A 23,356-nucleotide genomic window follows, 5' to 3' on the forward strand; every position below is an offset into this window, starting at 1 on the left:
TTTCCCCGTCCCCTCCATGGAGGCATCACTCATGCGTGTTCCGCACAGAGCCGGCCGTACCGTACTGGCAGGAAGCACCGCACTCCTGCTGGCCCTCGCCGCCGCGCCGACGGCCATGGCACACCCCGCAGCGGACCACCGCTCCGCCGGCTCGCTCGTCCTGGTGGGCGGAGGGCTGAAGGACGACAACGACCAGGTGTACGGCGAGATCATCGACCGGGCCGGCGGGAAGGGGCACGCGCGGATCGGTGTGCTGACCGCCGCCTCCGTGCCGGAGAGCCAGGACCCCCACGCCGGTGATCCGGCCACGTGCTCGAACTCCGCCTGCAACGGCGCCTACTACGCCGGCCTCTTCACCCGGCACGGCGCGGCCGACGCACAGTGGATCCCCGTCGACATCGAGCACGTCGCCGCCGCGGACTCGGACCGCCTCGTCGAGCAGATCAACGGCATGACCGGATTCTTCTTCGGCGGCGGCGACCAGTACCGCTACGTGACGAGCCTGATGCACGGCGCGGCCCACACCGACTCCAAGGTGCTGGCAGCCATCCGTGCCAAGCTCGCGCGCGGGGCGGTCGTCGCGGGGTCGAGCGCGGGAGCCCAGATCATGGCCGGTGCCGACATGATCACCGGAGGGGAGTCCTACGAAGGTCTGCGCGACGGCAGTCGTGCGGGCTACTTCGAGGACGCGTCCACACTCGGTTACCTGCCGCAGGGCGGCTTCGGCTTTCTGCGCTCAGGCCTGCTGGACACCCACACCGGTACGTCGGGCCGTGAAGGCCGCTCGCTGCGACTGGCCGCCGACACCGGCCATCAGCGTGTCTACGCGCTGGAGGAGAACACCGCTCTCGTCGTCGAGCGCGCAGGCTCCCGCGTCGAGAGCATGCGGGTCGTGGGTCCTCAGGGCCTCGCCGTGTTCGACCTGAGAGACGCCCGCACCCGCGAGGGAGCTGCCGGCTGGTCACTGAGCGGGGCCGACTACAGCTACCTCACCGACGGTGACCGCTACGACCCCCGGCACTGGCGCGTGCGTCCCGCCGCGGACAAAACGCGCCTGCGTCCGCGGGAGCAGACCGCGGTGCCCGAGAACAACGACGTGTTCTACTCCCTGGCCAACGCCGACGGCGTGCCGTACAGCTTCCTGGGTACGGCACGTGCCCTGGCCTCGTCGGCCGTGCAGCGTGAGGCCACCGCGTCCACCTTCGAGTCCGGACCGCGGTTCACCGTGACGTTCGCCAAGGACCGGCGTTTCACCGCCCTGACGGGCGACGGAACGGAAGCGGCCACGCTGATCGGTATGCATGTGTCCGTCGACCCCGCATAGCAACGGAGCGCGGATCAACCGGCCGGGGCCTGCCGGTGACTCCCGGGGACCTTCGAGCACATGTGGGTGCCGGTGGCCCGGTAGGCTTCGCCGACAAGGCCCTCGCGGCCCGGAAGGGAATTTCACGATGGCTTCTGGCACGCTCGCCGACGAGATCCGGCTCAAGCTGGGCGAGCTCAGCCCTGCCGAGCGCAAGGTCGGCCGGGTCATGCTGGCCGGCTATCCGGCAGCGGGATTCGAGACGATCGCGACCATCGCCGAGCGCGCGGCGGTCAGCGCGCCGACCGTCCTCCGGTTCGTCGGACGCCTCGGCTTCCGAGGCTATCCCGATTTCCAGGCCGCCCTGCGTACCGAACTCGACGAGCGCAGCGCGTCCCCGCTTTCCCTGTACGAATCCGCCGTGCACACCACGTTCGGGGACGAGGACGACCAGTCGCTGCTGCAGCTCGGCAGCCGGCTCTTCGCCACGGCGCTCACCCAGAGTCTCGCGGAGCTCCCGCCGCATGACGTCAACCGGGCCACCCAGCTTCTGGCGGATCCCAAACGGCGGATCGTCCTCGCCGGCGGGCGGTTCACGCACCTCCTGGCGCAGTACCTCGGGCTGCATCTGATGCAGTTGCGCGACGATGTCATGTTTCTGCCGGACCGCGACGTGGAACGCACGGCCGTGCTGGCCGCACTGACCCGCCGCGATGTGCTCGTCGTCTTCGACTACCGCCGTTACGAGAAGGACAAGGTAGCCATGGCCCAGCTCGTGCGCGAGCAGGGAGGGAAGGTCGTCCTGTTCACCGACACCTGGCTCTCCCCGGCTACCGCGCACGCGGAGGTCGTCCTGCCGAGCCAGGTCACGTCCCCTTCCCCCTACGACAGTCTCGTCCCCACGATGGCCGTCATCGAGACCGTCGTTGCGGCGGTCATCGCGTCGCTGGGCGAGGCCGCACACCAGCGCCTGCGGCACGGCGAGGGCGTAGCCCAGCGCGTGGGCCTGGTCTGACCGACGCCTGGTCCCCGTACGCCGCCTCGATCTGCTTGCGCTGCTGGACCAGCGGCTCGCCTGTCTCGTCGACCTTCAGGGCGGCGACCCTTGCCGCTGACCTGCAGCCGGCCCAGCAAGCCGATCTCCGGCGCCGCCGGGTCATCTTCGTCCACGTCGTAGGCGCGCGGCGCACCCGGCCGCGCCACTTGCTCCGGCGTCGCTGGGCTACCGGATTCGCCCTGGTCTTCTTGTGATGTGGCGTCTTCGGCATCGCCAACGAGATCGAACCACCCGTGTTCACCTAAAGTCACAAGGCGGTCGCCGTGGGTGGCAGTGCTGGTGTGGCGAGCCCCGCCAGGACCGCCCGGGGACCTGTGGTGTGCAGTTTCGCCTTCGTGAGGAGCACGATGAGTAGCCAGTGGGCCGTGGTGGTGGCAGGCAGCGCGCTGGCCTGCTACGGCATTTTCTCACGCCGATTGTCGACGACCCCGGCGTCCGGGCCGCTGGTGTTCGTAGTGGCCGGTCTGGCCGTCGGTCCACTGGGCCTGGACCTACTGAGCCGGGCCAAGGAGCCAGAAGTAACGAGGGCGCTACTGGAGGGTGCGCTGGTTCTTCTGCTGTTCACCGATGCGGCCGCCATCCGCACACAAGACCTGCGACGAGAAGAATTCCTCCCGGTGCGTCTGCTCGTGGTGGGGCTGCCGGCCACCATCGTGCTGGGATGGCTCGTGGCGTGGCCGCTCCTGCCAGGCTTGGGCGTGTGGGAACTGGCACTGGTCGCCATCATTCTGGCGCCGACAGATGCAGCCCTGGGACAGCAGGCGATCTCCGACGAACGGGTACCGGCGCTGGTACGCGGTGGGCTGGGGGTCGAGTCGGGGCTGAACGACGGCTTGGCCCTGCCCTTCTTCGTGCTGGCCCTGGCCGCAGCCGGGGAGGACTACGGCCGGACAGGCGTCGTCGAGACATTCCTACGGGCACTGCTGCTGAGCAGCGTGATCGGCCTCCTGGTCGGATGGGCCGGAGCGCGCGCACTGCGCTGGTCGGTAGCCCGGGGCTGGAGCAGCCCCGACTGGCGGCCGATTCTGGCCCTCGCCGTCCCGGCGGTCACCTACGGACTGTGCCTCGCGGTGGACGGCAGCGGGTTCATCGGCGCCTGGGCAGCGGGCCTTGCCCTCGGTACCGGCCTGCGCCGCGCGCTGCCCGGGCCAACCCCGCAGGAGGACAACTCCGAGCCGCTCCGGAGCGTGACCTTCACCGAGCGCCTCGGACTCCTGCTCACCTCTCTCAGCTTCCTTGTCTTCGGCGCGGTCATCCTGGGACCCACCCTTCAACATCTCACCTGGCGGACTGCGGTCTACGCGCTGATCAGCCTCACCGTCGTACGGATGCTGCCCGTCGCCCTGGCCCTGGTGGGAACAGGCCTGCGCCCGGCATCCATTGCCTACGTCGGCTGGTTCGGCCCCCGCGGCCTGGCCTCGCTGGTGTTCGGGCTTCTCGCCTTCGAAGAACACCTGCCCGGGACAGCCGTGCTCAGCGACACCGTCGCGATCACCGTGGGCCTGAGCGTCCTCCTGCACGGCGCCTCGGCCCCGTTCCTCGGCAAGCGGTACGGCGCCTGGTTCGCCAGAACGCTCGGCACAGAACCCGACCTGCGCGAGAACATGCTGTCAACCGGCAAGTGAGGCGATCGGGTCACCGCTTCGAGCCCTACTCCTGCTCCACGATCACAGGCCGCGCGCACGGCGAGAGCGCCTCCCTGCGTTGCGTCCCGTGGTGAGGACTGCCCTGGGCGTTCCCGCTCCAGGAGACCGGGTGTCCGGATCGCGGAGCTTCTCCTCAGGGGATCCAGGGAGCTGACAGGAATCCAACGCCCCGGTCAGCAGAGAGGAGGCACGGTACGGGCCCGGCGCCCTCCGTGCCCCCGTGTGGCCCGCGCGAGGCACCCTTCGGTGTGCCGACGGGGGGTTGGATCTTATGCTTACGCTATGCCGAGAACGTCGCCTGCCATGGCCTTCGAGTCCCTCATGTCCGGCAACAAGCGCTTTGTGGCAGAGATGCCGTGGCATCCCAACCAGGACGCCGCCCGGCGTGCGGAGCTTGCTCCCGGGCAGGACCCTTTTGCCGTGGTGCTGGGGTGCTCCGACTCGCGGCTGGCCGCCGAGATCATTTTCGACCAAGGGCTCGGAGACCTCTTCGTCGTCCGTACTGCCGGGCACGTTCTGGGTGCGGAAGTGCTGGGAAGCGTGGAGTACGCGACCAGTGTGCTCGGCGCACGCCTGGTCGTCGTCCTCGGCCACGACTCGTGCGGCGCCGTCGCGGCCGCCCGCGCAGCCGTGGAGGACGGCCTCTCCCTCGGCGGCTTCGTCCGCGATGTCGTCGAACGCGTCACCCCGAGCATTCTCGCAGCCCGTGCGGCCGGACTCGCCGCCCAGAGCGATGTGGACGAGCACATCCGCCACACGGTCGACCTGATGCTCGACCGCTCACGCCTGCTTTCGGAACAGGTCGATGCAGGCGAAGTGGCCGTCGTCGGACTCGGATACCAGCTCGCCGAAGGCAGCGCACGGCTTGTCACGTCACGCGGCGACATCACGGTAGGGGAGGAGGCAGGCTCATGACTCGGCAGCTTCGGCCGCACCGATCGACGGTCCGCGACGCCGGCCTCCGGGAAGCCGTGTCTGCGGGTGAGCCCGGACTGTTTGCCGTCCCTGCGGCGAACACCGACTGCGACCTGTGAGCCGCCGTTGCTGCTTCGACCTGCAGGGCATGGGCAACAGGGGACGCACACTTCAGGAGAGCGGCCTCTCCCTCGGGGTGACCGGCCACACGTGCGCCCCAGACCCTGCGCCGTAACGGGCGTACGGCAACCCTTCTGCAACGCTGTGCTCGGGGTGGGCCAATATCTATGGCCACGGCGTCAGGGTTCAACGCGCCGCGCCGGGAGTGTTTTTGCCACAGGCAACAGAGTGGAATTATTTACCGTTCGCAGGCCATTACGGCATGCTACTGTCGATCTCGGTTGCAGTTGTGGTTCCCAAATTTTCAAGCTTCTGTGCTGGCGTTTCAGTGCAAGCTTTCTTGGTTCCGGTTTTCTCCGGGCGGGGCATCATCGCGGCGACGCGGCGTCCGTGCATCACGGATCCCGGCGTACCTGCCCCGAAGGAGATATGACATGGCGTCCGGCACTGTGAAGTGGTTCAACGCGGCCAAGGGTTTCGGCTTCATCGAGCAGGACGGTGGCGGCGCTGACGTGTTCGCCCACTTCTCGAACATCGCCGCCCAGGGCTTCCGCGAGCTGCTCGAAGGCCAGAAGGTCACCTTCGACATCGTGCCGGGCCCGAAGTCTCCGACGGCCGAGAACATCGTCCCCGCCTGACGCCTACTTCGCAGTTGGGGCCCGCGTCCCCCGGGGTGCGGGCCCCTGCCGGACTCGTGCCACCTGCGCACCCTCAGCGCACAGAGTCATGTCGATGCTCGAGGCTTCGCCATTTCGGCGTTCTGGATTTCACGTCCACGTGACGTCACCCATTTTTCTTGGTCTGCACCCCACTCCGGGTCAGCTGCGGACCTGATCTACTTTCGCATTCTTCTCGGCCCGTTCTTGTGATTCCCCGCGCTGTTCTTCCGCTGCAGGAATCCTTGATACGTGCCGTATCAAGGAAGGTTCTGAATGAACCCCACACGTACGAACAACCGTTCCGCCCGCAGCCGCACCGCCGAATCCGGCGTGGGTACGGGCCGGGGAAGCCGTTTCAACTCGACCGCCCCGAGCCGTTCGGGCGGTCCGGGCCGTTCGGGCAGTCAGGGGCGACGGCCCGCCGCGGTCCAGGGCGAGTTCGCACTGCCGGTCACAGTCACTCCCGCGCTGCCCGCCGTCGTGGCGTTCGCCGACCTCGACATGCCCACCCCACTGCTCGCTGCGCTGACCGCGCAGGGCGTGAGCGTCCCATTCCCGATCCAGGGCGCGACCCTGCCCAACACCCTCGCGGGCCGCGACGCCCTGGGCCGTGGACGCACCGGCTCCGGCAAGACCCTCGCTTTCGGCCTGGCTCTGCTGGCGCGCACCGCCGGTCAGCGCGCCGAGCCCCGCCAGCCCTTGGCCTTGGTCCTCGTCCCGACGCGCGAGCTGGCACAACAGGTGACCGACGCCCTGGCCCCCTACGCCCGCTCGGTCAAGCTGCGCCTGGCCACCGTCGTCGGCGGAATGTCGATCGGCAGGCAGGCTAACGCCCTGCGCGGTGGCGCCGAGGTCGTCGTGGCGACGCCGGGCCGGCTCAAGGACCTCATCGACCGCGGTGACTGCCGGCTGAACCAGGTCGCGATCACCGTCCTGGACGAGGCCGACCAGATGGCCGACATGGGCTTCATGCCCCAGGTCACCGCGCTCCTGGACCAAGTCCGCCCCGAAGGCCAGCGGATGCTGTTCTCCGCCACCCTGGACCGCAACGTCGACCGCCTGGTCCGGCGCTACCTCACGGACCCGGTCGTGCACTCCGTCGACCCGTCCGCAGGCGCGGTCACTACGATGGAGCACCACGTCCTCCACGTCCACGGCACCGACAAGCACCGCACGACGACCGAGATCGCCGCTCGCCAAGGCCGGGTCATCATGTTCCTCGACACCAAGCGGGCTGTGGACAAGCTCACCGACCACCTGCTGGCCAGCGGTGTGAGGGCCGCCGCCCTGCACGGCGGGAAGGCACAGTCGCAGCGCACCCGGACCCTGACCCAGTTCAAGACCGGGCACGTCACCGTGCTCGTGGCCACGAACGTCGCCGCCCGCGGCATCCACGTCGACAACCTCGACCTCGTCGTCAACGTCGACCCGCCGACCGACCACAAGGACTACCTCCACCGCGGCGGCCGAACCGCGCGGGCAGGGGAGTCCGGCAGCGTTGTCACCCTTGTCACCCCCAACCAGCGCCGAGACATGACCCGCCTCATGGCCGCCGCCGGCATCGTGCCCCAGACGACCCAGGTCCGCTCCGGCGAAGAGGCACTCGGCCGCATCACCGGCGCCCAGGCCCCCTCAGGTATTCCTGTGACGATCACCGCACCGGTGGTCGAGCGGCGTCAACGCAGCACATCCTCACGCGGCCGGCGGAGCCCCGCCTCCGCGGCCCGGCGCGTGACCGCACATAGGTCCTCCTTCGACGCTGCGGCCTGAGAACTCCGTGACGCGGAAACTCACCCATCTCTGCAGGAGGCACCTTTTGACGCTGGTCCAGATGCAGCCCCGCTCAACGAATGCCACCACCGTAGGCAGGACAGTGGCCGAAGCCATGGACACCGCCGGACCTCAGGTCTGTGACGACATGACCGTCGAGGTGGCCCTGTCCGTCATGGCCAGTGCCCGCACCGGGCATCTGCTCGTCTGCGACGACAGCGGCTTGTGTACCGGACTGGTCACACACACTCAGCTCACAGCCGCCCGTGACGGCTCTGCCTACACGGACAGGGTTCGGCTGCGGGACATCCTCGGCGACCGCGGACCGTTCACCTCACCGGTGACCACCATGACCGAAGCCGGGAACATGATGCGCTCCAGCCACGTCGAAGCCCTGCCCGTGGTCGACGAACACGGCAGCGCCTTGGGCGTCCTCGCCCTTGCCCGCTGAGCCGTCCCCACCGAGCCAGAGCCACTTCCTTCTCCGTCCCTCTCCCTGTGAGGCATCATGCGCTGTGTCATCGCCCGCTTCCCGTTCGACCTGACCAAGAGCGGCGTCCTGGCATCGATGAAGGGCATCAAGCCCGAGCAGGCCCCCGGCGAGTCCGTGATCATCGGCCGACGCACCTACCCCGTCAAACAGGTGGGCCAGATCGTCACACGCCAGGACCGCCGTGACTTCAGCGCCGGCGAAGTCCTCCGGGCCATGACCCAGCTCGGCTTTACCTGCCGCGGCGTTTCCCATGCCCCCGCACCCGCTCGCGCTCTCAACCCGTTGCAGCACGCATCCGCGATGCTCGGCGCTCCTGCGGCCGCCTGACCGGCGGGCAGGCGCAAGCCGTCAGCAAGCAGCGGTGAGGGTCCGACCGGCGCACCCCCGGTCGGACCCTCACCGCGTACCGAAGTGTCCGGACCCCGGCCCTCTCGGACTCACCTTCATGGCCTTCGTCGTGGTCACGTGCACTTTGGTCGGTGAGGCACCACACCATGATCGAGCTGATGAAGTAGTACTCGCTGCTGCGCGGATCCCGGAACCGACCGGAGAACAGGGCCATCTGTTGAGTACGCAACCACCCTGAGGGTCGGCGCATCCCGTTGAACTGATCACCCCAGGCCTGCCAGCCACCTGCCAGGATCCGGACGTAGGTTAAGAACAGGCTCAGGAAGCGGAAGGCGTGCTCCAGATCGAAGCGACGGAGAAGCCCGTTCCTTCGACAGATGCTCAACCTTCAGCCAGATCAACGTTCCCGACCTATAGCAGCTCGCCGTCGATCATAACGAGCAGGACCGCCTGTACGACATTGCGGCCCGCTGCGGCGGCAATCCCGTTACGTACCCCCCTGCCCCGTAGACGCACGTTGGCAGTCGGTGCCTTGCGCCGGGGTGAGGAGAGTGAAGTCGGCGAAGTCGAAGCCGGGTGTCACAAGGCAGCTCACCAGAACCTCACCGTCTCCGGCAGGGCGGGCGCTTTGCCAGTAGCCGGCCGGCACACACACCTCCAGCTCGGTGCCAGGGGAACGTTGCGCTCCCAGGCGGTGTTCGGTGACCGCGGTCGGTGCCGGTCCGGGCGGGCTGACATACAGAACCAGGGGGCCTCCGCCGCGCCAGAGCCAGATCTCATCGCTTGCCACCATGTGCCACTGGGAGCGTTCCTCCGGTGCCAGCAGGTAGTGGATAAGGGTGACCAACGGCCGGTGACCGGTGCCGGTCGGGTGGGGAACGGTAATGGAGGAGGTGTAGATCCTGCGGTACCAGCCGCCTTCGGGGTGGGGCTCGAGGTCGAGGACGCGGGCGGTCTCAGGACGGGCAGTCATCGGTGGCAGCTTCCGGTCGGGACTCTGGTCTCGGGGGTGGCGGGCGGCCCGTAGCGCTCGTAGTAGTCCTGAAGGAGTCCGCAGTCCTCCAGGACGGTGTCGGCCCAGGCGGGGTCCAGCCCCCTGGGGGCGGGCCAGGTGGCGATGGTGCAGGCGCCGGTGAGCATGCCGGCGTACACGAGGTCGGAGTGGAGGTTGCTGATGCTGTCGGTCTCGTGGAAGTTCACGGGCCGGCCCCCGGCCAGGACCGTGACGTCCACACCACCTGGTAGACGGTGGGTGCGCCGGAAGTGGTCGGGGGTGGCCGCCTCGGCCGGGGCGGCCAGGGCAGCGAGGGCGGGGAGGTCGAACTCGATGTCGCGGCTGCTGACACTGGCGAGGCAGACGGACCGCTTGAGGGCCTGGAACTCGTGGGTGGACATGCTGGTGCGGCCTGTGGCTCCGAAAATGATGAGTGGTGCGTGCCCGGTGAGGAGCGCGCCGAGTTCACGAGCGGTGATGTAGCCGCTCTCGTGGGCGTCGATGAGGTGGAGGATATCGGCGTCGTGGACCGCGACCCGCATGCGCCGTTGTGTCAGGAGCACGGCGATCTGTGCGCCTACCTGGCCGTAGCCGATGACCAGGGCGGGCTGGCCCTCGATCTTCACCGCGGGCAGCAACTCCAGCGCTGTGGAAACGGCCTTCTCAGCGATCCAGTACGACTCGATGCGCCCCTTCAGTCTGGACTGGGCGACGGAGAACACCGGGAACGGCAGGTCGTGTTCGTGGCCTTCAAGTTGTAGATCCCGGACATGGTCTGCTCGACCACCCCGGCCCAGAGGCCGGCCGCACTGTCCGGCCCGCGGCCGGAGCGGGCCTGGTCCAGCAGCGCGGGTACCACGTATCCGCCGTCGTCCAGGGCCAGACAGCGCAGGCCCTGTCTGCGGGCCAAGGCGGTGTGCCGGGCGACCGCTTCGGGATCCGTCGCGTCGCAGACGCTCACGCCGAGGTCGGCGAGGTGGCCGTGGACCCGGTGCCTCCACTGGTAGGCGTAGTCCTTGCGCAGGACCGTCATGGCCTCCAGCGGAGCACCCAGTTCGGCGAGACAGCCGACCAAGTGGACCAGGTCGGTGAGGAAATGCCCGGTGACCATCAGCGCGAAGCCCGCGAGCGGCTTGCCGTCACGCAGCCGCTGGACGGTGGCGCTCATCAGGGGTAGCTCGCCCGCCACCCGCTGCGTTTCCTGTGCGGTGAGGGGTTGGCGGTGCCAGACGTCCGCCCAGCGCCCCAGGGAGGCGGTCGGCGGCGTGCCGGTGGTGGTGAACAGTCTCAGGTTGAGGTGCAGCAGGGACGTTTTGGCTTGTTCGCCGCGCATCTCGGTGGAGAAGAACATCCGGGCGTGGAGACCGGGTTCGAGGTGTGCGGTGAGCTCGCCCGCGGCTTGTCCGAGGAGAACGTTCCGGCCGCCGGCGTCACACAGGCGCCGGGCCGCGCGGTACAGGAGGTGGGGGCCATCCTCGGGGGCGGCGGTAAGAGCGACCGCGGTCGAGGCAAAGGAGGCAAGGCCGTTTACGGGCGCCGGCTCGGGCTGGTCCGGACGTCGGATGGTCACGTGTTGAATTCTCGATCCGTTCGGCGTTGAATCTTGATCTGTTCTACTCGGGTGAAGCCCTCAACCGCAAAACACGTAAGAGTCGGTGTGAAAATTGGATAACCGCATGACGGTAACGGTCCAGGGAGATGTCGCATGCCCGGCCTCGGTCGTATGGGGACGGATTATGGCGTTCGGCGACATCGCGCAATGGCATCCGCTGATCTCCCGCAGCATCCAGGAGAGCATGCCCGGGCCGGGAGGCGGGGTGGTGAGGGCCCTTACGACACTCGACGGGGCAGCCGTCCGCGAGGAGTTGATCTCGTGTGACACCGAGGGGCGCAGACTCACGTACGCGTTCCTGACCAGTCCATTTCCCGTCAAGAATTACTGCGCGACTGTGGAGGTGTCCGAATCGGGCGCCGGCGCCTCCTGTCAGGTCACCTGGACGGCGACGTTCGAGCCGCATGACCCCGCCGACGGGCCACGGCTGAGGTTCCTATTCGCAAACGATGTATTTCGAAACGGAATCGCAGCGCTGAGCCCTGCCGAAATCAGGCCTGGAAGGATCGCCGCGCCCTGACGGGAAATCATCTAGATGATAATTCGAACGTCGAAGGGTGAGAAGTCATCAAATCCGATCGAATATCGCCGTTCCGTGTGTCCGGCGAACTCCCCGGCCGTCTCCGATGGAGATTTCACGGTGCTCGGGGAGGAACTCGGCAAGGGCCCCTCAGTGCACGGCTTCGAGGACGAACGCTGAACCCTGGCCCGGGTCCAGACAGTGATCCGCCGCAGGAGCCTTCTTGTGCTGTGTGCAGGACCAGGAAGCCGGGGCTCACCCGGACGGGGAGGGCGAGGCAGTGCGGGCGGGCGATGCCGAACGTGCCGAGCCGCCACGAACTCCCCTTCCGCAGCATCTAGGGCCCGTCTTCAAAGCCGTTTAGAACCCCGATTTCTGCTTCCGCCAAGCCGGTGAGCCCGCCCTACTTGCTGTCTCGTGCCTTCTCGTAAGCGGCCAGTTCCCCCGCATTGCCGATGAAGGCCGGGCCGCAACCTGGCGGCAGGCGATCGATGACCATCGCTACTGCGGCCTGCGCGCTGTCCGTCTCGGCGATCCGAGGGCTGCTCCGATGCGGTCCTTCGACGTAGTACCGGCCATCTCGCAGCGTGCCGATGTACGGGATGTCCCAAAGGCCACCGGCCTTCGACCGGCAGGTCTACCGCCGACGCAATGTGGTCGAGCGCTGCTTCAACCGCCTCAAGGGCTTCCGAGGCATCGCCACCGGATACGACAAGACCGCCACCTCCTACGAAGCAGCGGTCAGTCTTGCGTCATTCCTGCTGTGGGCAAAATCCGTTTGAAGACGGACCCTAGCAGATCCTGGAGGGCGAAAAAGATTGGAACCGAGTGAGGGTCGCGGAGAGGAAAGGAGTGAGGCCTCAGTTGGAGCCTCGCCCATTGGAAGGGGAGCGACCTGCGCGCGCACGCGAAGGTCGGCTCTGCCCGAGGTGAGGTGGAGAGATCGGTCGGCAGCTCCTGCCCACCGGGATCACTCGCCGAGCCGCCACATCCATCACAAGGACACCCTGATGCAGCGCTTCGACCACGATCACCACTACCCCTCCGCCTCGACGCCGGCCCGGTCGCCCTTCAGGCTGCCGGGCCTGGCTCTGGCGTTGCCTGCCGTGTCCGCGGCCCTCGTCGGTGCCCTGACCCTCACGTTCTCCCTCGGTGACCACAGCTCCGCCCCGGTAGCCGGGTCGGCCGCCTTTGCGCCAGCCCAGGCGAATAGCGCGACCATCGCTCTCGGCCGCATCGCCACCGCAGCTACGGAGAGGGACGCGGCGCCTGTGAAGAAGGACCAGTTCGTGTACGTGCAGCGCTTGGCGCGCGAGAACAAGGGGACCTACGGCGACCGGGTGATGCTCGGTGCATTGCACAAGGAGGAGATCTGGACGGCTCAGAAGCCAGGCCCGACGACCCTGACCGGCTGGATCCGCTCAAGCGGCAAGGACGCCGTCATGCCCGGTCAACTGGTGCCGTGCACGTCTTCGAACCCAGTGCGGCCCGGCCTCTGGTACGCCACCTACGCATGGATGGCCTCACTGCCCACCGACCGCGCCGCCATGCGCGAACTGCTCTACGACCAGACCGAAGTCGAGGAGGGTGAGTCGAAGGACGAGGCCGTCTTCAGGACGATCGGCGACCTGCTGAGCAGTGTGACAATGCCCACGGCTACCACATCGGCCCTGTACGAAGCTGCCGCCCTCATTCCCGGGATCACGCGGATCCCCGACGTCGTCGACGCGGCGGGACGGCACGGCATGGGCATCACCCGCAGGGACGACGATTCCGCGACCCGGTCCGTACTGATCTTCGACAAGCACACCCTCGCCTATATCGGCTCACAGGCGTACTTCGTCCGTGGCGGGGCCGCATCCCGAGATGCGGAGAACGACGTGTTGTTCGGCATCGACGCCGTCATGGAGCGCGGGATCGTCGAACAGCCCGGAGAGACGCTCGCGCACACAGCCGGCTGACAACGCCCCGAGAACGATGGCCGTCGAACGCCGATGGCATGCCAAACCGAAGGGCCTGTGGATCACTCCGTCGGCCCTTCGGTCCGCTGCTACGACGAGGTCGCTATTGCCTGGGCTTGGCGCCGGCCGGCCCGGGTGGTCGGGCCTTGGCTGCCATTAAGCCGCGGACAGTTCAGGCATTCCCATCGGTACCGTGCGCTGGGCGCCGACCTGGCGCGGACCAGCAAGTTGACCCAACGAGCTCGCGCACGGGCAGCGGTTGGACGTGGGAGAGTTCTGTGGGGCTCGGCTGCTCACGTATGGAAGACCGGCCTGCTGTCCGCGGTCTGCTGTTGGGACAGCGGGCCGGCCGGGGCTTGGACGGTAACGTCCATGTGCTCCCGGCGGCCAAGGTGGCGGGCCGGCGCCTGCCAGTTCTTCAGGTGTGCGATGCCGTGCTCCACACGGATACGGCGTGAGGAGTGGGCCTTGCGCTAGCGCTCGTGCGTACCGGTCCGGGGCGTTTTTTCCGGTCGACCATTACGCGTGCGGTCGACGAGATCCGACCCCTGATCGGCGACCGGGGCTGTCGTGTCGAGGGCGGTCTGCGACTTCGCACGCTTGGCGATGTGATCACCTGTCTGGGCGCCACCAACCAGACCGCACTGGCGGACGCCACCGAGATCCGAGTCCGTCGCCTGGGCGCACAACGCAGCGGACGCAGACGGTTCATCTCAGGCAAGAGCCGCATCAACGCCACGAAAGCGCTCGTCGTAACCGACCAGCGCGGACGACCACTGTTCTGCGGCGTGGTCCGGGCCGGCTCCGTCGCCGACCTTACTCAGGCTCGTGACTCCGGCCTGGTCAACCTGCTCGCCGACACCAATTGACCTGCAGATCCTTGCCGACTCCGGCTATCAGAGCCGGGCGGCCAAACTCTACGGCGGCCAGGTCGTCACCCCGCCGCGCAAACGACGCGGCAGACACCTCGAACATCTGAAGGGCTGATGGCACACCACGAGAATGCCCGTTTCGCCCACTCCTCGACCTAAATCCCCGTCGAACGAGGCGTCGCCCATCTCAAGAACTGGAGGGCCCTCGTCTTTACCGACCAACAAGCAGCCCACCACACGAAGGCACTCGTACTGCCCGTCACTGCGGGGCGACCAGAACGCCGACCGCACACGCAACACGGCTTTCCTCAGCCATGCACGAGGTCGTCAGCTCACAGACCGGGAAGAAACGAATATGGAACCGAACTCCCGCCGTGGAGAGGTATTGGGTGAGGACGCACTCGCGGCCGTGCCATTAAGGACGACACCACATGACTAACAACCGCCCCAGCAGTCAGGAGACTTGGCGCATCGAGGTCGAGGAGATCGCCGAACTGCTCCCGGCTCCTGCCAACTGGGACATGCCACGCGAGCGATACATCCAACTTAGGGAAGAGCTCATGCGGCGGATCGACCATGACTAGGGTCCGTCTTCAAACGGATTTTGCCCACAGCAGGAATGACGCAAGACTGACCGCTGCTTCGTAGGAGGTGGCGGTCTTGTCGTATCCGGTGGCGATGCCTCGGAAGCCCTTGAGGCGGTTGAAGCAGCGCTCGACCACATTGCGTCGGCGGTAGACCTGCCGGTCGAAGGCCGGTGGCCTTCCGCCGAGGCGGCCTCGGTTGTGTCGGTGGCGCCGCTGGTCGCTCTTCTCCGGGATGGTGCACGTGATACCGCGTTTGCTCAGGTAGGCACGGAAACCCCGGGAGCTGTAAGCCTTGTCGGCCATGACCCGATCAGGTCTGGATCGGGACCGGCCGGGGGCCGTCGCGGGGGACGCGGATGCGTTCCAGGAGGGGGGCGTGCGCAGATGCTGTCGTGGCGTTGGCCGGGTGTCAGCAAGATCGCGAGGGGGCGTTCTTTCCCGTCGCAGGCGAGATGGATCTTGGTGGTCAGTCCTCCTCGGGATCGGCCGAGGGCGTGATCGTATGGTTCGTCCGGCCGGTGGGTCCCCTTTTTCGGCCGGTGGCGGCGGCGTGCTGGTGGGCGCGGACGATGGTGGAGTCGATCTGGACGAGCCAGTCGATGTCGCCGGCCGCGTCGGCTTGGGCCTGGATCTGCTGGAGGGCCTGGGTGAAGACGCCGCTCAACGCGTAGCGGCGGAAGCGGGTGTAGACCGTTTGCCACGGCCCGTAGCGGTCGGGCAGGTCACGCCACGGCAGGCCCGTGCGGATCTTGTACACCATCCCATTGATGACCCGCCGGTCGTCCACCCTGGGCCGGCCAGTCGAGGCCGAGGGTATGAGCGGAGCGAGTAAATCCCAGTCTTGATCGGTGAGTTCATGTCTCTGCATCCGACCATGATCCACTGGCGGATGATCTTTGATGACAAGGCCGAAAGGGCCCCGCACAATCGCGGTATGACCAACATCGTCGACGCAGCCTGGCACAAGGTCCTGAGTACTTACGGCGAACCGTTCCGGCCGGAAGCATCACCGCTTCTGGAACCGTTTGCAAAGCTCGTGCGGGTAGCGCATGGTGAACCGCTGCTTCGCCAGCTCTCCCCGTGGACCGGTATGTGGGAGCTGCACTTCAGCAGGTGTACGGAGATGGATTACACCTGGGACATCCCGTACATCGGCACGCTGCGAGACGGCCGGTACTACGTCGAAGGACCGCATCGGAGCAGCCCTCGGATCGCCGAGACGGACAGCGCGCAGGCCGCAGTAGCGATGGTCATCGATCGCCTGCCGCCAGGTTGCGGCCCGGCCTTCATCGGCAATGCGGGGGAACTGGCCGCTTACGAGAAGGCACGAGACAGCAAGTAGGGCGGGCTCACCGGCCTCGCGGAAGCAGAAATCGCGGTTCTAAACGGCTTTGAAGAGGGGCTCTAGTTCCTCCGTCCGCAGCCTGGTGGTCAGACGGGCAGGCCCAACTTTTTCTCGATTCCCGCGTCTTCTTGCACATCTCCCCGCGGTCTATTGCGTCCCTGTGTCTCTGTGAATACGCTTCCGTGTCATCGCCTTGCCTCGTCGGCATGAACGATCCAGTCGGCCGGCAGCCAGTTCGTCATAGCCGGAGGAAACAGATGGGTGTTACACGTCGTGCGATCCTGCAAGCGGCCACTGCGGCAGGGGTCGTAGGTGCCGTGGGGCTGGGGCAGACCACACCGGCCTGCGCTGCCGTCGCGGCGAGTCCGCCCGGCGACGTGGTCGGCAAGGTGACCGTGGGGTACCAGGGATGGTTCGCCTGCGCCGGGGACAGCGCTCCGATCAACGGCTGGTGGCATTGGGCCCAGAACTGGGGCCAGTTACCGTCCACGAGCAACAAGGCCATCGTCGCCTGGCCCGATGTGCGTGACTATCCGACCACCTACCGCACCGCCTTCAGTAACCTGGGCAACGGGCAGCCGGCTTCGCTGTTCTCCTCCTACGACCAGTCGACGGTCGACCTGCACTTCCGCTGGATGAGGGAGTACGGAATCGACACCGCCGCTCTCCAGCGCTTCAACCCCACCGGAGGTGAGGGCCCGACCCGCGACGCAATGGCCGGCAAAGTGCGCAGCGCAGCCGAGTCCCAGGGCGTGAAGTTCTACATCATGTATGACGTCTCGGACTGGACGACCATGCAGAGCGACATCAAGGCCGACTGGACCGCCAAGATGCGATCCCACACGGCCTCGCCCGCCTACGCGAAGCAGAACGGCAAGCCGGTGGTCTGTATCTGGGGCTTCGGCTTCAACGACGCCCAGCGCCCCTTCGCTCCGGATCAGTGCCTTGATGTCATCAACTGGTTTAAATCACAGGGATGTTATGTGGTCGGCGGCGTCCCGACCTGGTGGCGGACGGGTGACAGGGACTCCCGGCCGGGGTTCTCTGGCGTCTACCACGCCTTCGACATGCTCTCGCCCTGGCTGGTCGGCCGTATCAGCAACGCGGGAGAAGCCGACCACTTCTACAACGTTGCGACCGTGCCCGACCTTGCCGAGTGCGTCGCCCATGGCATCGACTACCAGCCGTGCGTGCTGCCCGGCGGCGTTACCGAACGCCAGCGCGCTCATGGTGACTTCATGTGGCGGCAGTTCTACAACATGGGCCGGGCCGGGGTGCCGAGCGTCTACATCTCCATGTTCGACGAGTACAACGAGGGCAACCAGATTGCCAAGACCGCCGAGTCCCAGGCCTCGGTACCGGCCGGTTCAGGCTTCCTTGCACTCGACGAGGACGGAATTGCCTGCTCCTCCGACTACTACCTGCGCCTGACGGGCGACGGCGGCCGGATGCTGAAGGGCCAGACCCCCCTCACCCCTCTCCGGCCCACCCTGCCGGTTCCCGGTGGCGACGCCGTACCGCCGACCGCCCCGGGGAACTTCCGGGTGACCGCAGTAGCCGATACCACCGTGGCGCTCGTCTGGACCGCCTCCACCGACAACGTGGGTGTGACGGGTTACCGCATCCGCCGGATCACCGACGGCGTGGCCACCCCGATCGGTACCGCCCCCGCGAACGTCACCGCGTTCACGGTCACCGGGCTCACCGCCTCGACCTCGTACACCTTCGACGTCCAGGCCGTGGACGCGGCGGGCACCGTCTCGCAGCCGTCGCCCCAGGTCAGCGTGACCACCAACGGCTCCGCCAACGTCAACCTGGCTCTGCACCGGCCGACGACTGCAAGCGGCTCCACCCAGTCCTACGGCCCGGGTAACGCGGTCGACGGCAGCCCGCACACATACTGGGAGAGTGCCAACAATGCCTTCCCCCAGTGGCTTGAGGTCGACCTGGGCACCGCCACCGGCGCCCGCGACATCGTCCTGACCCTCCCCCCGGCCACCGCCTGGGCCACCCGCACCCAGACCATCACGGTCCAGGGCAGTATCAACGGCACGTCCTATATCTCCCTGCTCGGCGCCTCCCCGTATATCTTCGACCCATCCACCGGGAACACCGCTACCCTGACCCTGCCCACCGGCGCGACTACCCGTTACCTGCGCCTGATCTTCACCGTCAACACCGGCTGGCCGGCTGGCCAGCTCTCGGAGTTGCGGGTGTACGGCGCGTGATCGAACCTCGAGCGTAGGTGCCGCGACACAACCCGTTCCGGCCGTGCGTGACCGAACCCTCGCGGGGTGAAGTCTGGCGAGCACGTTCTCGGTCACCGGGCCGGTGAGCGCGATCGCCGTGGTCTTCGTTTCCGCAGGCTCTCGAGGACGCCGGCTTTCACCGCGTCCAGGGCCGTGGCGCGTACGCAGTGGTCTGTGGCGATGGCTACCACGTCGACATGGTCCACTCCGCGGGTGTGCAGCCAGTCGGTGAGGGAGGTCCCTTCTTCGTCGGTGTCTTCGAAGCCGGCCGGGGTGCACGAGGGAGGGCAGGTCCTTCACCGGGGTGGGCACCATCACGCCACCGGCGGGGCCGGTCGTGGCGAGCAGGGGCACGGTGGCGAGCGCGGGCAGGCCGCGCCGCAGCAGGGAGATCATCACGGGACGTGCAGCAGCCGCCTCCTGCCGGGCGGAGGGGGCGATGATGTTCCATCACCCGATCGCGGCACCGGTTCACCTGACGAAACGGATCACTGGCTCGGCCGGTCGCCAGGGGAGGGCCGCCGACCGTCTCGGCGGCCGGGCCGTGTTGTCCTTCCGCCGGCGTGGCCGTGCCGGGCCGGTGATCCTTCTACGGGCGTTCGGCCTGCTCCGCTGCTACTTCTCGATCGAGATGTCGGCAAAGTTGATGACGAAGGCGTCGGGGTCGTCGTCCTCGTCGAGGTGGTAACTGGCACTGGCGTAGGCGTCGGCGAGGCGGACGCGGCGGGAGGTGGGGGCCGCGGGGTCGCCGGCGATGAGAATGACGTCCTGGTGGGTGTCGGTGTTCTCGACGTCCTCGACCCAGGTGGTGGTGGCCGGGTTGCGGGTGTCGCCGCGAGTGAGGACGACGTTGCCCCACAGGGGTACCGGGGCCTTGGATCCGGAGGTGAGGAAGTAGTCGATGTCGGTTTCGGTGCCTGTGATGGTGAGCTTGGTGACGGAGTCGAGGGCTTCGGCCTGCTGGTTGCCGAGGTCGAGGTAGTACGCGTTCATGTCCGGTTCTCCTGGTGGCGTCGGCGGGTCAGTACAGCTCGGGCGAGGTGCGGACAGGCATCCGGACCTTGAAGACGGTTCCGTTGTCCAGGAAGAAGATGGCCCGGGCGTTGTCACCCGGAGTGATCAAGCGGGTCGGCTTCTCCAGGATCAGGTGGAAGCTGCCCGGCGCGAGCGCGAACTCACCCTTGGCGGGAACGGCGAAGTCCGGGACTTTGACCATCCTGGAACCCTCGGAGTCGGTGACGGCCTGGTAGACCGAGATCCGCTTGTAGTCGGGGCTGGTGATCTTGGTGACCTTGATGTCCTTGTCACCGGAGTTTCGCAGCCCGATGTAGCCGGCCGCGGGCAGCGCGTTGGGCAACCAGCGGACCCACGTGCTGTTCTGCGCGGCCGTGATATCGGTGGAGACGGGCGTCCTTGCCATCGATGCGACTTCCTTCCGTAGGGTCCCTCGACCCATCCGATGGCGACTTTAAGTGGTCACTCGATCGCACATGGTGATGTGCGCGGAAGGTCATCCGATCCGGTGGAAGCCCCTCGCGATCATGATCGGCAGATCTGGTGGGACTCGCCGCCCCCGCCTCGCTCGCGGAGTCGGACCGTGCCGGCTCGGTGGCGCGGATCCCGGGTGCCGCCGCGCCCCGCGGACGGCGTTCCGCCCAGGCCGGGATGCCGGGTGTCAACTAAGGGCTTGCCGGGAATCAACACGTCGGTTTGATCTTGGTCGTGTCGAGGTCGAGGAACCTCGCGATGTCGACTGGTGTGCGGAATCGGGCGGTCGAGGCAGGGATGTGAATGCCGTGGGCTTTCAGGAGGGGGCGGACGTCTTTCGCTGCGCGACTGATGGTCATGGCGGTGGTGTTGAAGAGCTGCCCCAGGAGGTCCATGGTTGCGAGTTTTCGCAGGTGAAGCACGGTGACCAGGACCCGGTCGGCTGAGGTGAGCTTGGCCTTGGCACCGGTGCCGGGGGCCACCAGGCGCTCGTGGCCCCGGCGTGCGCGGAGCACTTGTTCGCGTTGGTCCTCTATCGCTGGTGTCAATGAGTCGATGAGTTCGCTGAGCTGTCGGCGGGCCATCCCGGTCAGTTCCGGGTCCTGGAGTGAATGCCGCGTGAGGTGAGTCGGTCTGCTCGCCAGGGCCTCGCCCGGTGTGCTGCTGGCGGTCGCCGTGTCCATCGGATGCTGGGGGTGGAGGGTGTAGTTCCAGTCGCCGTGGAAGCGATGGCGGTTGATGGGCAGGGCGGCGATCTCGTCGTCGCTGACGCGGATGCCGGTGGGGTACTCGCCGCTGTCGAGTTCGGCATGCACGGTGAGACCGGTGCGGCTGGTGGTCGCGGCGATGGTCTGAATCATGACTTCGTGGCTGGTCAGGGGTCTGCCTCGCCAGTTCATGGTGATGTGGGAGAACAGCCGGTGCTCGATCTTGTTCCACTTAGAGGTTCCGGGCGGCAGATGACACACCGTGATTTCAAGGCCGGTCTCTGCAGCGAGGTCGGCGAGGTGGACCTTCCAGCCGCGGGTGCGGTAGCCGTTGGAGCCCCCGCCGTCAGCGGTGATCAGCAGCCGGCGGGCACGGGCATAGTCGTGTCGGCCGCGAGCCTGCCACCAGCGTCGGATCGAGGCGACGGCGAACGCAGCAGTGTCGTGATCGGTGCCGATGCTGACCCAGCCGGTGTTCGCTGCCATGTCATAGATCCCGTACGGAATCGCCTTCTCGGCCTGGCCTGGGAAGTCGTGGGTCTTGACCCTGACGGGTTGCCCTGCGGGCTGCCATTCGTGCCCGGCGTTCTTGTAGTCGCCGATCAGTTCCTTCTTCTTGCTGTCCACACTGATCACCGGGTCACCGGCGTCCCTGTGGTCTCGTGCCCGCTCGTTGAGGTAGCGGAACTGGGCATCCCTGTCGGGGTGCTGAGCACCCTCGATGGTCTTGGCGTTGGCCTGCAGACTGAAGCCTTCCTCCCGCAGCAGGCCGGCGACCGTGTCGGCGGAGACCCGATGGCCCTGCCGGGTCAGCTCCGCTGCCAGCTTCCGGGTCGACTTCGTCGTCCACCGCAGCGGCGACATCGGGTCGCCCCGCTCGTCGGGCTCGACCAACCCAAGCAAAGCCGGCCGCAGCCCGGGATCAAGGTCCGCTGCCCTCTTCCGGCCCCCACCAGGACGACGAACTCGCCCCAACAACACCTGACCAGACTCCAGTTCGGCCACTCCGCGCGAGACTGTGCCCTCCCGAACCCCGGCCGCGGCGGCAACGAGTCTGATCCCACCGTGCCCCAGCGACAGTGCTTCCGCCCCTATGGCCAGCCGACGCTGACGCTCATCGAGATACGGCAACAACACCTGGAACTTCGCCGCCAGGACATCCTCGGCCCCCTCCGGTCTCCCCATACCAGAACAACGAGGCCGACAGCTGGAAGCCACGACTTGATTCCCGGCAAGCCCTAAGTGCGAACCTTAGCTATTTGTGCTGATTTAAGGGTTTATTATCTGTTGTCGGCCGTAGAGTGAGGTTGGATATTGGCGCCGCTCGGATGGCCTGCGGCTTCTCTGGAAGGAACCTGCTCCCTGCTCCGTTCTTCGTTCCGCCGTCGCGTAGCCGGGCTGGTGGCGGCGTTCGCCGCTGCCGCTCTCCTGCCGATGGCGTCGGCCGCTCCGGCGAGCGCCGAAACGATCCAGGCGCACGTCTCCTACCTCAGCCAGGACGGCTGGGGCAACACGCAGTACGACGTCCGCTTCAACGCCACTGTCAGCCCGGAAGGCCCCAGCCGCTACACGATCGAGGGGGGAGCTGGACGCCTACTGCTCGTCCGGGACTGTGACCCGCCAGTCGGCCGCTTTCGGTTACCGCAACTGGAACGGGACCTGACACTACCTGAGCCGGAGGTGACACCGCCGTGAGATCGTCGTCGCCATCCGCTACGTAGTCGACAATGGAGTGAAGTGGTGGGCCCTGCCCGCTGACCACCCCGCGCCGGCAGGCGGCTTACTGCCACTTCGCCCGCTGGTACGCGTTGCCCCTCCGTGATGATCATGGTGACGCCCGCCGACTTAACCGACCGCGACGCGGCCCGCGAACTCCTCTGGCGCCAACGTTTCATGCAACCCCAGGTCACCCAGATCTGGGCCGACTCCGCATGCGCCGGCCAGCCCATCAACGGGTCCGACGACTTCCTGAACATGACCTTGAACATGGTGTCCGCCCCGCGGGGCGAGGGGCTTCGCCGTCCTGTCCCGTCGGCTGCAAAGCCGAACGCAACCTCGGCTGGATCATGAAATCCCGCCGCAACGTCCGCGAACGACTGCCTCAGCATTCAGGAGCGTAGGGTCCGTCTTCGCCGCGCCGTAGAACGCGTGCAGCCAAGGTCTCAAGGGGACAGGTTCAGTGGGCGTCGGGAGGCGATGTGTTCGTCGAAGGCAATCTGGGCTTGCCCCGATCTCGCGTACGGACGGCGCCGCGTCCGTGCCGCTCGAAGCGGCCCGGATGGTGTCGGCAAGGAAGCAGGCATAGCCCCGTTCGGCGCGAGTCGGCACGGCGGGGAAAGCGTGCCGAAAGCAGGCCGGTGACCGAGCCATTCCCGTCCGCTGCCACCGGGTTCGGAGGTCCCGGTCGTACTGCGTCCCGCCACGGGGATTGGGGCCTGTCCGCATGCCGGCGCAGACTGGGAACCGTCTGGCGAACAGCCCGAGCACCCGATCAAGTTCAGTGGACGTCGATGAAGCCAGTCATGCTACTTCGCAGGGCGATGCTGTCGACCGGGCATGAATCGCCTTCCCCGCAGTCTGGCCGTACGCCCGTTCGCGAGGGGCTGACAGGTGATGCCGCCCGTGCATTTTCGCCGGGCTCGGTAGCAGTGAGGTTGGCGGGCTCTTCAAAGAGCGGGCACGCTTCCACACAGGTTGAGCCACGGGCCAA

At 67.2% G+C, this 23,356-nt stretch carries 21 protein-coding genes and 3 pseudogenes; 15 read left to right on the forward strand and 9 right to left on the reverse strand.

Going from position 1 to position 23,356, the window contains the following annotated elements:
- Positions 1-31 precede the first annotated feature (31 nt).
- From OG206_RS31650 to OG206_RS31685, 8 genes are all read left to right on the forward strand, one after another.
- Entirely contained in the window at positions 32-1,324 is a 1,293-nt protein-coding gene (locus tag OG206_RS31650; RefSeq protein ID WP_327122016.1) for a cyanophycinase, read from the forward strand.
- 127 nt (positions 1,325-1,451) lie between these two features.
- A complete protein-coding gene (locus OG206_RS31655) occupies positions 1,452-2,318 on the forward strand; it encodes a MurR/RpiR family transcriptional regulator (protein WP_327122017.1) in 867 nt (288 codons plus the stop codon).
- 389 nt (positions 2,319-2,707) lie between these two features.
- On the forward strand, positions 2,708-3,985 hold the full coding sequence (locus OG206_RS31660) for a cation:proton antiporter (protein ID WP_327122018.1): 1,278 nt from the start codon (positions 2,708-2,710) through the stop codon (positions 3,983-3,985).
- Between the two features lie 303 nt (positions 3,986-4,288).
- A complete protein-coding gene (locus OG206_RS31665) occupies positions 4,289-4,921 on the forward strand; it encodes a carbonic anhydrase (RefSeq protein ID WP_327122019.1) in 633 nt (210 codons plus the stop codon).
- Positions 4,922-5,475: 554 nt separating this feature from the next.
- Positions 5,476-5,679, forward strand: a complete 204-nt coding sequence (locus tag OG206_RS31670) for a cold-shock protein (RefSeq protein ID WP_327122020.1) — start codon at positions 5,476-5,478, stop codon at positions 5,677-5,679.
- 294 nt (positions 5,680-5,973) lie between these two features.
- Positions 5,974-7,470 carry a DEAD/DEAH box helicase gene (locus tag OG206_RS31675; RefSeq protein WP_327122021.1) on the forward strand — a complete coding sequence of 499 codons (1,497 nt, stop codon included), beginning with the start codon at positions 5,974-5,976 and terminating at the stop codon, positions 7,468-7,470.
- Between the two features lie 46 nt (positions 7,471-7,516).
- On the forward strand, positions 7,517-7,921 hold the full coding sequence (locus OG206_RS31680) for a CBS domain-containing protein (protein WP_327122022.1): 405 nt from the start codon (positions 7,517-7,519) through the stop codon (positions 7,919-7,921).
- 57 nt (positions 7,922-7,978) lie between these two features.
- Positions 7,979-8,290 (forward strand): SCO5918 family protein, encoded by a 312-nt coding sequence (locus tag OG206_RS31685; protein ID WP_327122023.1) that lies wholly within the window; start codon positions 7,979-7,981, stop codon positions 8,288-8,290.
- Positions 8,291-8,798: 508 nt separating this feature from the next.
- On the opposite strand, the gene OG206_RS31690 is transcribed toward OG206_RS31685, so the two are convergent.
- Genes OG206_RS31690 through OG206_RS31700 form a run of 3 tightly spaced genes read right to left on the reverse strand, consistent with a single transcriptional unit; the run spans position 8,799 to position 10,875 of the window.
- Positions 8,799-9,284 (reverse strand): cupin domain-containing protein, encoded by a 486-nt coding sequence (locus tag OG206_RS31690; protein WP_327122024.1) that lies wholly within the window; start codon positions 9,282-9,284, stop codon positions 8,799-8,801.
- On the reverse strand, positions 9,281-10,027 hold the full coding sequence (locus tag OG206_RS31695; RefSeq protein WP_327122025.1) for a hypothetical protein: 747 nt from the start codon (positions 10,025-10,027) through the stop codon (positions 9,281-9,283). The genes OG206_RS31690 and OG206_RS31695 overlap by 4 nt, the downstream gene beginning before the upstream one ends.
- Positions 10,000-10,875 (reverse strand): hypothetical protein, encoded by an 876-nt coding sequence (locus OG206_RS31700; RefSeq protein WP_327122026.1) that lies wholly within the window; start codon positions 10,873-10,875, stop codon positions 10,000-10,002. Before OG206_RS31700 ends, OG206_RS31695 begins: the two co-directional genes overlap by 28 nt.
- 106 nt (positions 10,876-10,981) lie before the next feature.
- On the opposite strand from OG206_RS31700, the gene OG206_RS31705 reads away from it, so the two are divergent.
- The gene (locus OG206_RS31705; RefSeq protein WP_327122027.1) at positions 10,982-11,437 is read left to right on the forward strand and encodes an SRPBCC family protein; all 456 of its coding nucleotides are present in this window, start codon (positions 10,982-10,984) and stop codon (positions 11,435-11,437) included.
- 403 nt (positions 11,438-11,840) lie between these two features.
- Here the strand turns inward: OG206_RS31705 and OG206_RS32655 are convergent, their stop codons facing one another.
- Positions 11,841-12,041: a DUF6193 family natural product biosynthesis protein gene (locus OG206_RS32655; RefSeq protein WP_442805977.1), complete on the reverse strand. Its 201-nt coding sequence runs from the start codon at positions 12,039-12,041 to the stop codon at positions 11,841-11,843.
- Positions 12,042-12,048: 7 nt separating this feature from the next.
- Between OG206_RS32655 and OG206_RS31710 the strand changes: the two are divergent.
- The 4 genes and pseudogenes from OG206_RS31710 to OG206_RS31725 all read left to right on the forward strand — a co-directional run.
- A pseudogene (locus tag OG206_RS31710) lies at positions 12,049-12,219 on the forward strand (IS5/IS1182 family transposase); the annotation flags it as partial.
- A 147-nt stretch (positions 12,220-12,366) separates the two neighbouring features.
- Positions 12,367-13,398 (forward strand): CU044_5270 family protein, encoded by a 1,032-nt coding sequence (locus tag OG206_RS31715; RefSeq protein WP_327122028.1) that lies wholly within the window; start codon positions 12,367-12,369, stop codon positions 13,396-13,398.
- A 482-nt stretch (positions 13,399-13,880) separates the two neighbouring features.
- Complete coding sequence (locus OG206_RS31720) at positions 13,881-14,267, forward strand: hypothetical protein (protein WP_327122029.1); 387 nt, start codon at positions 13,881-13,883, stop codon at positions 14,265-14,267.
- 434 nt (positions 14,268-14,701) lie between these two features.
- Positions 14,702-14,854, forward strand: a complete 153-nt coding sequence (locus tag OG206_RS31725) for a hypothetical protein (protein ID WP_327122030.1) — start codon at positions 14,702-14,704, stop codon at positions 14,852-14,854.
- Between the two features lie 9 nt (positions 14,855-14,863).
- On the opposite strand, the pseudogene OG206_RS31730 reads toward OG206_RS31725, so the two are convergent.
- Positions 14,864-15,725, reverse strand: a pseudogene (locus OG206_RS31730) (IS5 family transposase).
- Between the two features lie 66 nt (positions 15,726-15,791).
- Between OG206_RS31730 and OG206_RS31735 the strand changes: the two are divergent.
- Both OG206_RS31735 and OG206_RS31740 read left to right on the forward strand, forming a co-directional pair.
- On the forward strand, positions 15,792-16,199 hold the full coding sequence (locus OG206_RS31735) for a DUF6193 family natural product biosynthesis protein (RefSeq protein ID WP_327122031.1): 408 nt from the start codon (positions 15,792-15,794) through the stop codon (positions 16,197-16,199).
- A 260-nt stretch (positions 16,200-16,459) separates the two neighbouring features.
- Positions 16,460-18,430 carry a discoidin domain-containing protein gene (locus OG206_RS31740; protein ID WP_327122032.1) on the forward strand — a complete coding sequence of 657 codons (1,971 nt, stop codon included), beginning with the start codon at positions 16,460-16,462 and terminating at the stop codon, positions 18,428-18,430.
- Positions 18,431-18,579: 149 nt separating this feature from the next.
- Here the strand turns inward: OG206_RS31740 and OG206_RS31745 are convergent.
- The 4 genes and pseudogenes from OG206_RS31745 to OG206_RS31760 all read right to left on the reverse strand — a co-directional run.
- Positions 18,580-18,720: pseudogene (locus OG206_RS31745) on the reverse strand (isochorismatase family protein); the annotation flags it as partial.
- A 346-nt stretch (positions 18,721-19,066) separates the two neighbouring features.
- On the reverse strand, positions 19,067-19,444 hold the full coding sequence (locus tag OG206_RS31750) for a hypothetical protein (protein ID WP_327122033.1): 378 nt from the start codon (positions 19,442-19,444) through the stop codon (positions 19,067-19,069).
- Between the two features lie 28 nt (positions 19,445-19,472).
- The gene (locus tag OG206_RS31755; RefSeq protein WP_327122034.1) at positions 19,473-19,871 is read right to left on the reverse strand and encodes a copper chaperone PCu(A)C; all 399 of its coding nucleotides are present in this window, start codon (positions 19,869-19,871) and stop codon (positions 19,473-19,475) included.
- Positions 19,872-20,148: 277 nt separating this feature from the next.
- On the reverse strand, positions 20,149-21,831 hold the full coding sequence (locus OG206_RS31760; protein ID WP_327122035.1) for an ISAzo13 family transposase: 1,683 nt from the start codon (positions 21,829-21,831) through the stop codon (positions 20,149-20,151).
- Between the last annotated feature and the right edge of the window lie 1,525 nt (positions 21,832-23,356).

It is taken from the genome of Streptomyces sp. NBC_01341, assembly GCF_035946055.1.
Lineage (GTDB): Bacteria > Actinomycetota > Actinomycetes > Streptomycetales > Streptomycetaceae > Streptomyces.